Origin of the sequence: Rossellomorea sp. LJF3, assembly GCF_037046045.1 — a bacterium.
Taxonomy (GTDB): domain Bacteria; phylum Bacillota; class Bacilli; order Bacillales; family Bacillaceae_B; genus Rossellomorea.
The window spans coordinates 137,725-152,272 of sequence record NZ_JBANLY010000003.1; the positions used below are offsets into that span (position 1 = coordinate 137,725).

Here is a 14,548-nt window from a genome sequence, read left to right on the forward strand (position 1 = left end):
TTTCTCTCCTAACTGCTTACATCTGGTTTTTGATTCGGTAAACATAAGCTAAAATTTCTGCTACTGCCTTGAAAAATTCTTCAGGTACGCTATCGCCGATTTCTGCCGAGTCGTAGAGCGAACGGGCCAGCGGCCGGTTCTCTACCATCACGACGTCATTTTCACCTGCGATGTATTTTATTTTCTGCGCCAGGTAATCAACACCCTTTGCCACGACGTATGGGGCATCCATTTTATTCTCATCATATTTAAGGGCAATGGCAAAGTGAGTGGGATTGGTGATCACTACATCTGCCTCGGGTACTTCCTGCATCATGCGCCGCATGGCCATCTCCCGCTGTCTTTGCTTAATCTTAGACTTGATGAGGGGATCCCCTTCAATGTTTTTATGTTCGTCTTTCAGGTCCTGTTTCGACATTCGAATGTTCTTCTCAAAATCGTATTTCTGATAAAGAAAATCAAAAAGAGATAAAAACAATAACGCAAGGGATGCCGCAATCCCCATTTGGATCGTCAGGCTTGCCATGGTCGTCAAGGAATCCCCCACCGATTTAAAGGAAAGGCTCAACACCCGGTCGATGTTCATCCATAGAACCACAAAGGTAATGGCCCCTACAAATGAAATTTTCAGGATGGATTTTAATAATTCGACAATGGCACGCAGGGAAAAAATCCGCTTAAATCCTTTAATAGGGTCAATCTTCTCCAATTTAGGCTGTAAGGGCTCTGTCGTAAACATCACACCTACTTGTATATAATTGGAGATTAAACCGGCAACGAGTGCGACGAGCATGATCGGACCAAGCAGCAGGGCAATCTCCTTCATCAAGTCCATGGTGATGACCTGAACGGTATTTTCAGTAAGATCCATTAGCATATATTCCTGAAACGTTTGATGAAATAAATCAAACACGATGTCCCCTATATAAGAAGCACTGAAGGTCAGAAATAAAAAGACAGCCAGCAGAATGATGGCCGTATTGACATCCTGACTTTTCGCTGTTTGACCTTTTTTTCTGGCGTCATCCCTTTTTTTGGGCGTTGCTTTCTCTGTCTTTTCCCCACTGAAATACTGTAGGTCTAATGATAGCCACTTCAATTTATGTGCCTCCAATAATTTTCATTAAATCCCTCATGGTTACAAACATCATTTCAAACAATTTCTGCATGACCGTAAAAGTGACCCCCATGACTATAAATAATACGATGAAGGCTACGCCGATTTTTATGGGAAACCCAACCACAAAGATATTCAGCTGGGGTACGGTCCTCGCTACGATGCCTAGTGCCACATCTACAAGGAAAAGAGTCGCAACGACAGGAATGGACATCTGAAAAGCGATAATGAACATGGAATTAAAAGACGTGATGACATATTCGATTAAGTTCTCATTTCCAAAAGGAATCCAGGCAGAATCGATCGGAATCAATTGATAACTGTAAAAAATCCCATCGAGCAGTAAATGATGCCCATTAAGGGCGAGCAATAATAAAAGGGCGAATGTGTACAAATATTGTCCCGTTATAGGACTTTGGGCTCCTGTTTGAGGATCGATCACGTTCGCAATGGCAAACCCCATTTGAAAATCAATGAAGCCCCCCGCTATTTGAATAGCCGTTATAATCATATAAGCTACAAAACCGATCAAAAGTCCGATCATAGCCTCTTTCATGATCAAAAGGAAGTATTGTCCGTTGATTTCAAATGCCTTTGAGTCGATTGTATAGTACATGACCCATGATAGTACCACTGAGAAGGCGATTCGATGCTGTGCAGGTATATTTCGATATGAAAACAGCGGCATCGTGACAAAAAATGCCGAAACCCTCACAAAAACGAGTAGATATACCGATAGAATAGGTACGAGCTCTTCCATTCTACTACCCTACGAACCTTGTTAAATCTGAAAAAATCTGCGAAGTATACGTCACAAGCTTCGTTAACATCCAAGGCCCAAAGAAAACGATGCCGATCAGCACGGCGACAATTTTCGGAATGAATGCAAGTGTCTGTTCTTGAATTTGGGTTGTCGCCTGAAAAATACTTACAATCAGCCCGACAACCAGGGCCAGTAGCAGTAATGGGCCTGATACTACGAGAGTTACGTAGATACCCCTCTCTGCTATGGCAATTACGGATTCAGCATTCATTGTAACTCACCTACTTAAAAGCTTTGTAAAAGAGATTTTATTACTAAGTACCAGCCATCCACTAAAACAAACAGTAAAATTTTGAACGGCAATGAAATCATGACAGGCGGCAGCATCATCATACCCATGGACATCAAGACACTCGCAACGACCATATCGATGACCAAAAATGGGATAAAGATCATAAATCCTATCTGAAAAGCCGTCTTGATCTCACTCAATGCGAAAGCCGGCACTAAGGATGTGAGGGGAATATCTTTCACTGATGCGGGCCGTTCAGCACCTGAATATTCCAGAAATAATTCCAGATCCTTTTGTCTCGTCTGTTTACTCATAAATTCTTTAAAAGGAATCGAAGCTTTAGTGTATGCTTCTTCCAGATTGATCTCTTCGTTAAATAGAGGTGTCAATGCTTCATCATTCACTTCTTGGAAAGTAGGAGCCATAATAAAGAAAGTAAGAAATAAAGAAAGTCCGATCAATACTTGATTCGGTGGCATTTGCTGAGTGGCGAGGGACGTACGGACAAAGGACAGGACGATCATGATCCGGGTAAAAGAAGTCATTAATATCAGGATACTGGGTGCAAGGGATAAGACGGTGAACAGTAACAACAGCTTTACACTGGTCGACACATCATCTGCTGAGCTGCTATTGAAAAACTCCATGAATTCATTCATCAGACTGTTTCCCCTTATTCTTTAACTCCTCGAGCATCTTTTTCCTACCCTTGTTCATTTCCTCAAGCTGTGATTTCAACTGGGCTTGAAATGACCTGTCCGTCTTATTCGGCGAAGATCCTTTGACTCTGTTCATCAAGTTTGAAACGGCATATTTAGTTTCGGGAAATTGGGAATCTTCATAATAAGAAAGAATCTCTTCTTTTTCCTTTTCATCCCTTACCTCTTTCAAAAGCTGGATATCTTCACCCACACCTAAGACCAGTACCTGTTTGCCTACCTTTACGATCTGTACTGAACGGTTCCCCCCAAGTGGGGTCCCGCCTAAATGGTTGATTAATTTTGTTTGCTGAAATGATCTTCCTTTTTGATTAATGAACTTTAATAAAAAATATATGAGTGCCACTACAAAGATAAGGGCAACGATCATCTTCAGGTAATCTATAAACGTAACGGAAGTGGCAAGCCCTGATTCAGAACCTTCCACTCCATCCGTTTGCTGCCCCTCGCATGTTTCTGGATGCTCTATGCAGTCTTTCACATTATTCACTTCAGCAAAAGCTTTCATATCCCCGGCGGCTGCCGTGAAGATGAAAAGCACTATTGCAAATAGAATTTGAAACTTTTTCAATACATGCACCTTCTTATTAACTGTTAGCTTAACGCTTTCTGGATCGCTTCGATTACACGATCAGCCTGGAACGGCTTTACGATAAAATCCTTCGCACCAGCTTGGATCGCATCGATGACCATGGCTTGTTGGCCCATGGCTGAACACATGATGATTTTCGCAGAGGCATCAATTGACTTGATTTCCTTTAAGGCCGCGATACCATCTTTTTCTGGCATTGTAATATCCATCGTCACAAGATCGGGTTTTAACTCCTTATATTTATCTACAGCCTGACTTCCATCTGCTGCTTCCCCTACTACGTCAAATCCGTTTTTCGTTAAAATATCTTTGATCATCATTCTCATAAAGGCTGCATCATCTACGATTAGAATCTTATTCGCCATTACCCTCATCCTCCATTATCTCTAATAAAATATTCTATTATTTTAGTTTTTTAATTCGATCACTCTGACTAACAATGTCGGTGATCCTGACACCGAAGTTCTCATCGATGACAACGACTTCCCCTTTAGCCATCAACTGGCTGTTCACAAGGATATCGACCGGCTCTCCCGCTAACTTATCAAGTTCGATGATCGAACCAGACGATAATTCGAGGATGTCTCTGACAGATCGATTTGTTCTTCCGAGCTCAACTGTCACTTGAAGTGGAATATCCAACAGCATATTTAAATTTTTACTTTCCTGTTGTCCCAGTGTAGCAGGCTCGAAACTGCTGAATGTAGCCGGTTGTACATGCACGGGTTCAGTGTGTCCGCTGTGTCCCCCCAAATGCTGAGAGTGGGACTGGTGAGGTGCATTCACACTTTCAGTGATCCCACTATATACCGGTTCAGGAACGGAATTCGGTGTTTCCACCATACTCGGCGCCGACGTTGCCGCCACTTCCTCTGTGGCACCGCCATTCATTAATTCATCCACTAAGCTTCTGGCAAAGGATAGTGGCAGGAGCTGCATGATATTAGAGTCAATCAGATCTCCAATTTTTAATGAAAACGATACTTTAACAAGCAGATCTTGATCCGGGATGTTTTCTTCCCCTTCTCCCCGGGGAATGTACATGAGATCAATGGATGGAGGTGAAATATCCACTTTCTTACTGAATACAGTCGACATGGATGTAGCAGCTGAACCCATCATCTGATTCATAGCTTCCTGTACAGCGCTGAGCTGAATTTCACCGAGATCCCCGGATGGGTTTCTTCCATCGCCACCAAGCATCAAATCGGCAATGATAGACGCATCCGATTGTTTGATCACGAGCAAATTCACACCGGAGAACCCTTCGGTATATTGAACTTGAATGGCTACATAAGGATGAGGGAATTCCTCTTCTAAATAGTTCTTATCAATGATCGTTACTTTAGGGGTCGTAATTTCCACCTTTTGATTTAATAAGGTGGAAAGTGCTGTCGCAGAACTTCCAAACGAAATGTTCCCGATTTCACCCAAAGCATCTTCTTCTATGGAGCTGATGTAATCACTCATCTTAATCTCTTTGCGGTCTTCTACTTTCTCCTCAGGCTCCGCCGAACCACGAAGTAACGCATCTATTTCATCTTGCGATAACATATCACTCATCTTCGTCGTCTCCCCCTTTCAACGAATCTAATATTTGCACGGCCATTTTTTTATTTGATTTACCAGGCTGTGCAGTGAATTTAGGAATCTCACCTATTTTTATAGTTAAAGGATCATCGATTCGGGTATTCATTTCAATGACATCACCGATCGAAAGCATAAGGAATTCCTCGATGGTTATGTCAGATTGTCCTAATTCAGCTACGATCGGAACTTGTGCCCTCTTGATTCTTCTCTCCAGCTGAGCGGTTTCTTCAGGGGTGCTTTCTCTCCGCTTTGATTCCATCCAATAACTGCCGGATAGTTTCGGAAGGATCGGTTCCAATACGACATGAGGAATGCAAATATTGATCATTCCACTGGTCTCACCAATCGTTGTATTCAAGGAAATGACCACTACGGTTTCATTGGGAGAGACCATTTGCAGAAACTGTGGATTCACTTCAAATTCAGCAAATATTGGATCGACATCCACCACTGTGCTCCAGGCTTCCCTGAGATTCTCGAACGCCTTTTCAAATAGTTGACTCATGATTCTCGTTTCAATTTCCGTTAAGCTTTCCACTTTATTGACGCTGATCCCTCTGCCCCCCATGACCCGATCCATCATCGAATAGGCAATGTTCGGGTTAATTTCCATGAGGATCCTTCCATCCAATGGCGGCAGTTCATAAACGTTCAAAATCGTCATTTTAGGTACGGAACGAATAAATTCCTCATAAGGGATCTGATCAGCTGAAGCTACATTAATTTGAACGTACGTTCTTAGTTGAGCAGAGAAATAGGTCGTTAAAATCCTTGCGAAATTCTCATGAATCCTCGTTAAGCTTCTGATCTGGTCTTTTGAAAAGCGCAGGGCTCTCTTAAAATCATATACTTTGACTTTCTTCTCTTCTTCTTCTTTCTTGAAATCATCTGCACTCATCTCCCCGGTATTGAGGGCAGATAACAGAGCATCAATTTCACTTTGAGACAATATTTCACTAGCCATCCCTTCACCTCCAAACCTTCAGGCCTATTTATTGAATCATCATAGAGGTGATATATACTCTTTCAACCGCGCCTTCCTGCATAAGGGAGTTCACTTTGTCTTTAACCTTTGTCTCGACCAATTCTTTCCCTTTTTTTCCTTGCAGTTCTTCTGCTTTCAATTCTGAAAGCTCTTCTATGATGATATTATTCACTTGAAAATCCCTTTTCGCTAATTCTTTTTTCGCTTTCTTGCTATCCGTTTGGATTTTGAAAGAGATACGAATAAAGTCGTTGCTCATTAAATTCGTGGTCATTTCAGGTATGTCCACCGAGTTTTCAATCACTTCTTCAATGGTGGGACCTTTCGCTTCTTCATCCCCTGTAAACTTCAGCAATACCACCAGTGCTATGACACCGACGAGGGTGATGGTCACCAATGAAATCATCATGATAGTCATCGTTTTACTTTTCAACTTGTACTACCTCCCTCCTGGGGCAGATGAAGCAGATTCACTTTTTGAAAAAAGGCAAGTGAGCGGGTATTGACCTCATCCACTGATTCTTTCACAACATACCGCCTACCATTTGTTAATAGAATGGTCGTATCGGGAAATGCTTCGACTGTTTCTATGTATAGGGCGTTCAACGTAAACGATTTACCATTCAGCCTGGTCAATGTAATCATTCATTTATCGGGAGTGACTGATCTCCTCAGCCACTCCCTTCCTCCCTTTCAAGGAATTAACGTTTCAAGTTTACAAGTTCTTGCAGGATTTCATCTGATGTTGTGATGATCCGTGTATTTGCCTGGAAACCACGTTGAGCGACAATCATTTCAGTGAACTCTTCTGAGAGGTCTACATTGGACATTTCAAGTGCCCCGGACTGAAGGGCGCCACGTCCTTCCCCTGCTACACCTTGGTTTGGCAGGCCCGAGTTATTGGAAGCTTGGAATAGATTATTACCTGCCTTTGTCAATCCCCCGGGATTAGAGAATGTGGCCATGGCCAACTGACTCAACACTCTTACTTCCCCATTTGAAAATACTCCGTTCACTTCGCCGGAAGAACCGATATTGAAGCTTTCAAGATACCCTTCTGCATTTCCATCAACCGTATCTACATTGGCAGAGGAGGAGCTGTCGAACTGAGTGATCTTGGAGAAGTCCAGGTCTATATCTTGGGTTGGATTTGCTCCCGTTGAGTTATTTAATGTGATAGCAAAAGGAACATATCCTGTTGCTGGTGATTGTACCTTACCGGCATTGTCAAAAGAAATTGTTGTATTTTCATTAACAGTTACACCTGGTGTCAAACTTGATACAGTGGCCTTCCATTGATTTAAACCTGTCTTCTCCATCACGATTTTCAAACTGATATCCTGCCCCAATGAATCTTTCACTTTTGTCTCTAATTCTATTTGGGTATTATTCGGTGCACTGGACTTCAAATTCCCATTATAAGTAGCTACACTGGTCGCTTGAGGTGCCATGGTCGTGTTCGTATCAATCTTTATATCCGTAGCGCCACTCTTATTGACCACTCCGGCAGCATCAACGGGAAATCCCTGAACAAGATTACCCTGACCCGTCACAAGATTTCCGTTTGAATCCAGGTAAAAGTTCCCGGCACGCGTGTACATTTCGTTATTTCCTTGCCTCACAACGAAGTATCCATCTCCTGATATGGCGACATCCAATGAGCGTCCGGTAGTTTGAAGACTTCCCTGTGTCTGGATTGTATCGATGGATGATAATGACGATCCAAGCCCTACTTGCTTTGCGTTTTGACCTCCCCGGTTGTCTGTTGCCCTGCTGGCACCGGACACGGTTTGGTTCATGAGATCCTGGAACGTGACCCGGCCCTTTTTATATCCGTACGTATTGACATTGGCGATATTATTACCGATTACATCTAATTTGGTCTGAAAGTTTTTCATTCCACTTATACCTGAATACATTGAACGTAGCATGAATGTTTTCCCCTTTCGTATGTGCTGTTTCAGTCATTCCACAGCATATAGGCTTCCTTCTCGAGGTCCGGCCTATGAATCGATTAATATGGTTCCAGTAATGTTGGTGAATATTTGAGAATTTGCCTCTTCACGGTCGAGTGCAGTGATCACCGTTTGGTTCTTGGCACTTACAATCAATGCGGCATCTTTCAGAATTACCAGTGAGTCCTGTACACCCTTATTCTTCGCTTCTTTCACTTTCTCCCCTATCTTCTCCCACGTTTCAGAAGGGATCGAAATTCCTCTTTGTTCCATCCTCATTTTTGCATGTTTACTGATTTGCAATGAAGAGACATCTTTGATCGCCTTATCCAATTGAGTTGCAAATGATGTAGAAGATCGTGCAGATCGATTAACTGCTTTGCTATGATAATTAGACGAGATAGGTTGCAGTGAGCGGTGAATGAACGTTTTTTCCATTAAACCACTCCCTAAGATTCTATTTTCAACAATGCATTACTGGAGATTTTCTCTCCTGAATCGGTATGAATCCATATTTGGGAATCCTTCTTCGAAACGGATTGAACCACTCCATTCATCTCCCCATCCGCACCACTCCATGTCACCTTCTTGCCTATTAGAAGGGATGCGCTTACGAGAGATGACTCTCCGCTTCCTGAAGTATTCACTTGAGAAATATTCCCCGGATTCAAGATCGTTCCATCCTCCATGATGAATTCAACCGAATCACCTTTAAAACGGACTCCCTTAACAAGTCCTTGTCCTTCTTGAATTTCAGGTACTTCATCTGATTCAGATTCAATGATCTTATGCCAGGTCACTTCTTTCCCTACAAATTGATTATAAGAAATCAGTTGTGTCTGGCTTTGATTATCCACGAACTTCTCCATCGTCTTGGTAAGATTGGTCATTTGCTCCAGGGAAGAAAAAGTCGCCATTTGTGCGATGAAATCCTTGTCCTGCATGGGATTCATCGGGTCTTGATTTTGCAATTGAGTCATGAGGATTTTAAGAAAATCATCTTTCCCTAAAATATCCCCCCCTGCTTCACGCTTAGTCTGAACGGTGGAATATAGTAAACTGGGATCTATTTTCGTCATGTCATCACCTATATTTCAGTATTTACAAGATAATCCTTGAAGGATTGACTTTCCTCTTCATGTGTCGATTCGGGTTGATCGGATTGTTTATGCTGATGGGACTGCTGCCCGGATTGTCCTTTATGCTGACGCTCAGTATCCGTGAATGCCTGCGCGATTTCAATCTTCTCAACATTCAGATTCTGGGCACTGAAAGCATGCTTCAATCCATGAATCTGTGAATCCAGCATTTCTTTGGCACTTGTGGTAGATGCCAGGATTTTCGCTGTCATGACCCCATTCTGCTGCAATAATTCAATTCTTAAAGAACCCAATTGTTCTGGATACAGTTTAATCAGCAGCTTGCTCATATTTGGTTGGGACATCATATTCGATTTACCCAGGATGTTCTGAAATTCTTTAACAAATTGCTCGTATTGAAGGGAGCGGCCAGTCGATGGCAGATTCATTGAAAAGGTTTCAGCCTTAGGCAGGACAAACTGAAGATTCGTTCCCTGAACTGGTAGAATTCCTTTCTTTTCGTTCGTGGAGCCATTTAAATCAGGATTCTTATCATTCGTTTCTTCAGGTACCTTGCGCGTATAGGCTTCTCGCAGAATCCTTGACCAGTCACCTGACGTTTGTGCAAGTTTTGGTAATGTACCCTCTATCCCCGATTGAATATTCTTCACCACATCTTTTAACTCTGCCGCTTTGGATGCATCTGTGACATGCATATCACGAGTACGAGCAAAAAGTTCCAAAACTTTTGCCAATTTGACGGCGCCTTCGATTTGACCTTGGCTATTTAATTCTTTTAAAGAATTTTCTAAAGAAGACTTTGCGGCCCTGGTATCCTTTGAAAGGGCGGACTGTAATACTTGAAGTGTTCCAAGAAGGTCTTCATAAACATCCTCGACCTGCTCCGGATCGACAGGTGACCCCGTTCCCAACATGACAGACTTAAATTCAGAAAAAAGGGTTGTGATTGCTTCAGTACTTACACCTAGAATGTCTGCAATTTGATTAACATCCAGTTCTTTCACTTTTGATAGTTGATCCAACTGCTCTTGTGTGAGGCCGAGATCCTCCAGTTTACCAGCTGCAAGGATGGCTTCAAGATTTACGAGAATTGACAGGCCATCCACTGCCTTGACTTCTTTCAATTCACTGCTTTGGTTGGCGACAAACCCCAAAAGGTGCTGTGAAAATCCAACTTCATTTTTTGGAAGATTCGCTTCCTTATACAGGGGTGATGCAGCGTTTACCCTTTGTGTAGCGATTCCTATTTCCATTCATTCACCTCCTTTAAGAAACAAAACGGATCATTCCTCTGCTGATAGAAGACTTGTATATCTTGCAGCATCCTTTGGCGGCATCTTTTCCAAAATATCTGCCAGCATGTCTGGTTTAATAGTTGAAAGGATCTTCATCGCCTCTTCATCTTCCATGTTCATGAGAACCGGGGCGGCGCTTTTCGCAGACATCGCTTCAAAGGTATTGACAACCTCCTTAAAAGCCCGCTTGTTGTCTTCACCAATCTGCCTTAATTCATTCATTTCTTCATTCTGCTGCTGGATGGTTGCCTGAAGTTGCTCGTTGTCACTGTCTTTTTTATCCATTTCACTTTGAAGCTGGGCTATTTTGGCTTCTTGATCTTCTATCGAAGCGTTTAATGAAATGATTCTCTCTTGTAATTGTTTTCTGTCCTCTTCAGCATCTGAAGGGATGACCTTTGCCAAAAAAGGAATGTCCGATCCTAGTGATTGCGCTTTTTCAAAGATATTGATTCCCGCAAACGTCATGATGACCAAAGCAAAGGTGATAGCAAACAAGAGAGGAATGACGATGATAAAAATGAATCTTTGGAAACGATTATGTGAATCTTTCTTTTCCTCTTCGATTACCTTTGCCATGAAATCACCTAACTCCCCGTTTCAAATATTGAACAACCGACACTTCGTCTAATTGCTTATTTTCCATCGATTGGATATTTTGAAGAAACCGCTCTAAATCTTTTTCTTTCATCTTTTCGTATTTTTTCACTTCTACATTCATATCCACCAGTTTTTCTTCATACCAATTCATCCGATTCCTTGCTTGGATCACTAGATCCTGATAGTAAGAGATGGTCTTTTCAAGATTGGTGATGAACTGTTGGTGATGACGGATATCCTGGACAGATAAGCCCCCCTGTAATTTACTCTCCTGATGGAGCTCAAGGGTTTCTTTCTTTTTCAAAAATTCATATAGCTTACCCGCAACGGTTTCAAACTTTTCAATGGAACCCCTGTACATCTCCTGGACTTCATCTTTTTCTTTTTCTTTCAAAGTTAAAATTCGTTGGAATTTATACTGATAACTCATTCGGATCATCCACCTTTTTCCGATAGCTTGATAAGCTCGTCAACACTCGAGGGCAGGGAAATCTGTTCGTATACACCTTGCTTCAGGAAGGAGATGATTCCCGGATAATAGTTGATGGCTTCATCCACTTCACGGGAAGTCCCTTTTTTGTATGCCCCTATTTGAATCAAATCTTCTGAATTCATATAGGTACTCAATAACTCTCTTATTCTAGTCGCAGCTTGTAAATGTTCTTTAGAGGCAAGGTGATTCATTAACCGGCTGACACTCTTCAGGATATTAATGGCAGGATATTGGCCTCGATTCGAAATCTGACGGTCGAGTACGATATGACCATCGAGTATCCCCCTCACTGTGTCTGAAATCGGTTCATTCAAATCATCACCATCTACGAGAACGGTATAAAACGCCGTAATGCTTCCATGGAGGTTTGTTCCGGTTCTCTCGAGCAGCTTCGGTAAAATGGCGAAAACGGAAGGAGTATAGCCTTTAGTTGTAGGCGGTTCCCCAACCGCCAACCCGATTTCCCTCTGTGCCATGGCAACCCGGGTGGCAGAATCCATCATCAGCATGACGTTCATGCCTTTATCACGGAAGTACTCCGCAATCGCTGTTGCCGTAAAGGCGCCTTTAATTCTCATGAGAGCAGGCTGGTCGGAAGTGGCAGCCACTACAATCGTTCTCTGCAATCCTTCTTCACCTAAATCTCTTTCAATGAATTCTCTTACTTCCCGGCCGCGTTCCCCTACCAAAGCGATGACGTTTAAATCAGCTTTCGTATTTCTGGCGATCATTCCAAGCAGTGTGCTTTTTCCCACACCACTTCCGGCAAAGATTCCCACCCTTTGCCCTTTACCGACGGTCAGCATGCTGTCGATGGCTTTTACGCCCACTTCCATTTTTTCATCAATGGGAGGTCTTGATAACGGATTGGGTGGTTCCTGTTCTGTATAGGCAGTGCTTAATCCAGACGGTAATTGACTTCCATCTAGGGGATGACCGAGGGAATCAATCACCTTCCCGATTAACGATGGCCCGATTTTGATTTCCAATGGTTTTGCCGTTGCTTCGACTAAACTGCCTGGTGATATATCCTGCATGTTGGTATATGGCATAAGGATCACCAAATCATCATTAAACCCCACGACCTCTGCTCTTATCACTTTTTGTTTACCACGGGAGAGAATATGGATATGACACACTTCACCTACAGAGCTTTCGGGACCTTGAGACTCGATCATCAACCCGACTACCCGTTTCACCTTCCCGAACTTTTTGAATGTTGGGATATGGGGGATATGAGAGATAAGATCTGCTGCTTTCATTGAACATCACCTTCGAGAACATGGTGGAGCTTAAGCTTCAATTCTTTCAATTGAGAATCCACACTGACAATGACCCGACCTTGATTCGTTTCAATGTAGCATTCATCAGGGAGAAGATCATCGTTTGCATAGATAAAACATTGAATATCAGTGGGGAACATGACTTCGAGTTCAGACTTGTTCTCAGCAAGAAGCTTATGTCTCGTTGGATGCACATGTATTTGGATATGAGGCAGATCCCTCACTTCCTTTAGTCCCCGTTCCACGATGGAAAGGAATAGATCCGGTTCATCCTTCAATTTTTGATTCATGATTTTGCCGGCGCATGCTATCCCAAGATCTATAATGACTTTCTCTGCCCTTTGAATGTAACCCTCATACTGTTCCCTGTTGTTCTCTGTAATCTCGTTTGCTTCCTGCAGTTTGTCCTCATATTCCTGGTAGCCTTTCTTTCTGCCTTCTTCTTCTCCTTGCAGGAATCCGGCATTATAAGCCTCTTGCATAAGCTGTTCCCGTTCTGTTATCCATCTTTCTTTATCAAGTAACAACCGTTCTTCTTCGCGACGAACCTCCTCATTTGCTTCCCGGATGATTCGTTCTGCTTCGATGGTCGCTTGCTCTATGATTTGATCCCTTCGAATCGATGCATCCCCTATTAACCTATCTTCCTCTGGGGATGCGTCTCCCATCGGCTTAACTCTCTTAAGAGAGATTACTTTGCGGTTGTCTTCAATAGATTGAGTTACGGTAGACTTTATGATCCTAGACAATGATATCGTCTCCTCCACCACGGGCGATGATGATTTCACCAGAATCCTCTAACCTTCTTATGACTGCTACAATCCGCGACTGTGCTTCTTCAACATCCCGCAATCGGACAGGCCCCATGAATTCCATTTCTTCTTTAAGGGTCTCAACCATCCTGTTAGACATATTCCTGAATACCACTTCTTTCACTTCATCACCTGACACCTTAAGTGAGAGAAGCAGATCTTCATTATCACAATCCCTGATCACACGCTGGATGGAGCGGCCATCGAGTGTGACAATGTCTTCAAATACAAACATTCTCTTCTTGATTTCTTCGGCTAATTCCGGATCTTGAATCTCCAAGGCATCCAGGATGGTTTTCTCTGTCGAACGATCTACCCCGTTCAACACTTCCACTACCGCTTCCACCCCGCCGGTTTGCGTATAATCCTGTGTAACTGTGGCTGAAAGTTTCCTTTCAAGGATGGCTTCCACCTCACTGATCACTTCAGGAGAGGTTCCATCCATCACCGCAATCCTTCTCGCGATATCTGCCTGGACTTCCTGTGGAAGCTCTGAAAGTATCTGACCTGCTTGTTGAGGGTCAAGATAGGATAGAATCAATGCAATCGTCTGAGGATGTTCATTCTGGATGAAGTTAAGAATTTGAGCTGCATCCGCTCTTCTTGCAAAGTCAAAGGGTTTGACCTGTAAGGAAGAGGTCAGGCGATTAATGATCGCTGTGGCCTGCTCAGATCCAAGCGCCTTCTCCAGGACCGTCTTCGCATAGCCGATCCCACCCTGTGAGATATAATCCTGTGCAATGGCGATTTGATGAAATTCCTCTAAAATGTCTTCCTTAGCTTCCGTTTCTACCTTCTTCACTCCGGAAATCTCTAATGTTAATTTCTCGATATCTTCTTCCGACAAATGCTTGTAAACGGATGCTGATACATCAGGACCAAGAGAGATCAGGAGGATGGCCGCCTTTTGATTACCTGTTAAACCTTTCTCTCTTCTAACCATGTTCATTCC

Annotated in this window: 19 protein-coding genes; all 19 read right to left on the minus strand. The window is 42.9% G+C overall.

Annotation, left to right across the window (positions count from 1 at the left end):
* Positions 1-16: 16 nt before the first annotated feature.
* The gene (flhB, locus tag V8G47_RS04570) at positions 17-1,099 is read right to left on the minus strand and encodes a flagellar biosynthesis protein FlhB (protein ID WP_336199057.1); all 1,083 of its coding nucleotides are present in this window, start codon (positions 1,097-1,099) and stop codon (positions 17-19) included.
* A 1-nt stretch (position 1,100) separates the two neighbouring features.
* On the minus strand, positions 1,101-1,877 hold the full coding sequence (fliR, locus tag V8G47_RS04575) for a flagellar biosynthetic protein FliR (protein ID WP_336199058.1): 777 nt from the start codon (positions 1,875-1,877) through the stop codon (positions 1,101-1,103).
* Between the two features lie 4 nt (positions 1,878-1,881).
* Positions 1,882-2,151, minus strand: coding sequence for a flagellar biosynthesis protein FliQ (gene fliQ / locus V8G47_RS04580; RefSeq protein ID WP_034760208.1), 270 nt, complete (start codon positions 2,149-2,151; stop codon positions 1,882-1,884).
* A 14-nt stretch (positions 2,152-2,165) separates the two neighbouring features.
* Complete coding sequence (gene fliP, locus V8G47_RS04585) at positions 2,166-2,831, minus strand: flagellar type III secretion system pore protein FliP (RefSeq protein WP_336199059.1); 666 nt, start codon at positions 2,829-2,831, stop codon at positions 2,166-2,168.
* Complete coding sequence (locus V8G47_RS04590; RefSeq protein WP_336199060.1) at positions 2,824-3,462, minus strand: flagellar biosynthetic protein FliO; 639 nt, start codon at positions 3,460-3,462, stop codon at positions 2,824-2,826. Before V8G47_RS04590 ends, fliP begins: the two co-directional genes overlap by 8 nt.
* 23 nt (positions 3,463-3,485) lie before the next feature.
* Positions 3,486-3,848 (minus strand): response regulator, encoded by a 363-nt coding sequence (locus V8G47_RS04595; protein ID WP_034760212.1) that lies wholly within the window; start codon positions 3,846-3,848, stop codon positions 3,486-3,488.
* A gap of 37 nt (positions 3,849-3,885) precedes the next feature.
* The gene (fliY, locus tag V8G47_RS04600) at positions 3,886-5,046 is read right to left on the minus strand and encodes a flagellar motor switch phosphatase FliY (RefSeq protein ID WP_336199061.1); all 1,161 of its coding nucleotides are present in this window, start codon (positions 5,044-5,046) and stop codon (positions 3,886-3,888) included.
* Positions 5,039-6,037, minus strand: a complete 999-nt coding sequence (fliM, locus tag V8G47_RS04605; RefSeq protein WP_336199062.1) for a flagellar motor switch protein FliM — start codon at positions 6,035-6,037, stop codon at positions 5,039-5,041. The genes fliY and fliM overlap by 8 nt, the downstream gene beginning before the upstream one ends.
* A gap of 28 nt (positions 6,038-6,065) precedes the next feature.
* Positions 6,066-6,476, minus strand: a complete 411-nt coding sequence (gene fliL / locus V8G47_RS04610; protein ID WP_336199168.1) for a flagellar basal body-associated protein FliL — start codon at positions 6,474-6,476, stop codon at positions 6,066-6,068.
* 11 nt (positions 6,477-6,487) lie between these two features.
* A complete protein-coding gene (locus V8G47_RS04615; protein ID WP_336199063.1) occupies positions 6,488-6,703 on the minus strand; it encodes a flagellar FlbD family protein in 216 nt (71 codons plus the stop codon).
* 56 nt (positions 6,704-6,759) lie between these two features.
* Positions 6,760-7,989, minus strand: a complete 1,230-nt coding sequence (flgF, locus tag V8G47_RS04620; RefSeq protein ID WP_336199064.1) for a flagellar basal-body rod protein FlgF — start codon at positions 7,987-7,989, stop codon at positions 6,760-6,762.
* A gap of 72 nt (positions 7,990-8,061) precedes the next feature.
* A complete protein-coding gene (locus V8G47_RS04625) occupies positions 8,062-8,451 on the minus strand; it encodes a TIGR02530 family flagellar biosynthesis protein (protein ID WP_336199065.1) in 390 nt (129 codons plus the stop codon).
* An 11-nt stretch (positions 8,452-8,462) separates the two neighbouring features.
* On the minus strand, positions 8,463-9,092 hold the full coding sequence (gene flgD / locus V8G47_RS04630; RefSeq protein ID WP_336199067.1) for a flagellar hook assembly protein FlgD: 630 nt from the start codon (positions 9,090-9,092) through the stop codon (positions 8,463-8,465).
* Positions 9,093-9,100: 8 nt separating this feature from the next.
* Positions 9,101-10,366 (minus strand): flagellar hook-length control protein FliK, encoded by a 1,266-nt coding sequence (locus V8G47_RS04635; protein WP_336199068.1) that lies wholly within the window; start codon positions 10,364-10,366, stop codon positions 9,101-9,103.
* Between the two features lie 30 nt (positions 10,367-10,396).
* On the minus strand, positions 10,397-10,987 hold the full coding sequence (locus tag V8G47_RS04640) for a MotE family protein (RefSeq protein ID WP_336199069.1): 591 nt from the start codon (positions 10,985-10,987) through the stop codon (positions 10,397-10,399).
* 4 nt (positions 10,988-10,991) lie between these two features.
* Positions 10,992-11,438 (minus strand): flagellar export protein FliJ, encoded by a 447-nt coding sequence (fliJ, locus tag V8G47_RS04645; protein ID WP_336199070.1) that lies wholly within the window; start codon positions 11,436-11,438, stop codon positions 10,992-10,994.
* A 5-nt stretch (positions 11,439-11,443) separates the two neighbouring features.
* Complete coding sequence (fliI, locus tag V8G47_RS04650; protein WP_336199071.1) at positions 11,444-12,763, minus strand: flagellar protein export ATPase FliI; 1,320 nt, start codon at positions 12,761-12,763, stop codon at positions 11,444-11,446.
* Complete coding sequence (gene fliH, locus V8G47_RS04655; RefSeq protein WP_336199072.1) at positions 12,760-13,533, minus strand: flagellar assembly protein FliH; 774 nt, start codon at positions 13,531-13,533, stop codon at positions 12,760-12,762. The genes fliI and fliH overlap by 4 nt, the downstream gene beginning before the upstream one ends.
* On the minus strand, positions 13,526-14,539 hold the full coding sequence (gene fliG, locus V8G47_RS04660; protein WP_336199073.1) for a flagellar motor switch protein FliG: 1,014 nt from the start codon (positions 14,537-14,539) through the stop codon (positions 13,526-13,528). The genes fliH and fliG overlap by 8 nt, the downstream gene beginning before the upstream one ends.
* Positions 14,540-14,548 lie beyond the last annotated feature (9 nt).

Excerpts from the sequence above, each read along its gene's own strand:
- fliR (WP_336199058.1), bottom strand. The coding sequence starts at position 1,877 with ATGGAAGAGCTCGTACCTATTCTATCGGTATATCTACTCGTTTTTGTG.
- fliQ (WP_034760208.1), bottom strand. The coding sequence starts at position 2,151 with ATGAATGCTGAATCCGTAATTGCCATAGCAGAGAGGGGTATCTACGTA.
- fliP (WP_336199059.1), bottom strand. The coding sequence starts at position 2,831 with ATGAATGAATTCATGGAGTTTTTCAATAGCAGCTCAGCAGATGATGTG.
- V8G47_RS04595 (WP_034760212.1), bottom strand. The coding sequence starts at position 3,848 with ATGGCGAATAAGATTCTAATCGTAGATGATGCAGCCTTTATGAGAATG.
- fliY (WP_336199061.1), bottom strand. The coding sequence starts at position 5,046 with ATGAGTGATATGTTATCGCAAGATGAAATAGATGCGTTACTTCGTGGT.
- fliM (WP_336199062.1), bottom strand. The coding sequence starts at position 6,037 with ATGGCTAGTGAAATATTGTCTCAAAGTGAAATTGATGCTCTGTTATCT.
- fliL (WP_336199168.1), bottom strand. The coding sequence starts at position 6,476 with ATGACTATCATGATGATTTCATTGGTGACCATCACCCTCGTCGGTGTC.
- V8G47_RS04615 (WP_336199063.1), bottom strand. The coding sequence starts at position 6,703 with ATGATTACATTGACCAGGCTGAATGGTAAATCGTTTACGTTGAACGCC.
- flgF (WP_336199064.1), bottom strand. The coding sequence starts at position 7,989 with ATGCTACGTTCAATGTATTCAGGTATAAGTGGAATGAAAAACTTTCAG.
- V8G47_RS04625 (WP_336199065.1), bottom strand. The coding sequence starts at position 8,451 with ATGGAAAAAACGTTCATTCACCGCTCACTGCAACCTATCTCGTCTAAT.
- flgD (WP_336199067.1), bottom strand. The coding sequence starts at position 9,092 with ATGACGAAAATAGATCCCAGTTTACTATATTCCACCGTTCAGACTAAG.
- V8G47_RS04635 (WP_336199068.1), bottom strand. The coding sequence starts at position 10,366 with ATGGAAATAGGAATCGCTACACAAAGGGTAAACGCTGCATCACCCCTG.
- V8G47_RS04640 (WP_336199069.1), bottom strand. The coding sequence starts at position 10,987 with ATGGCAAAGGTAATCGAAGAGGAAAAGAAAGATTCACATAATCGTTTC.
- fliJ (WP_336199070.1), bottom strand. The coding sequence starts at position 11,438 with ATGAGTTATCAGTATAAATTCCAACGAATTTTAACTTTGAAAGAAAAA.
- fliI (WP_336199071.1), bottom strand. The coding sequence starts at position 12,763 with ATGAAAGCAGCAGATCTTATCTCTCATATCCCCCATATCCCAACATTC.
- fliG (WP_336199073.1), bottom strand. The coding sequence starts at position 14,539 with ATGGTTAGAAGAGAGAAAGGTTTAACAGGTAATCAAAAGGCGGCCATC.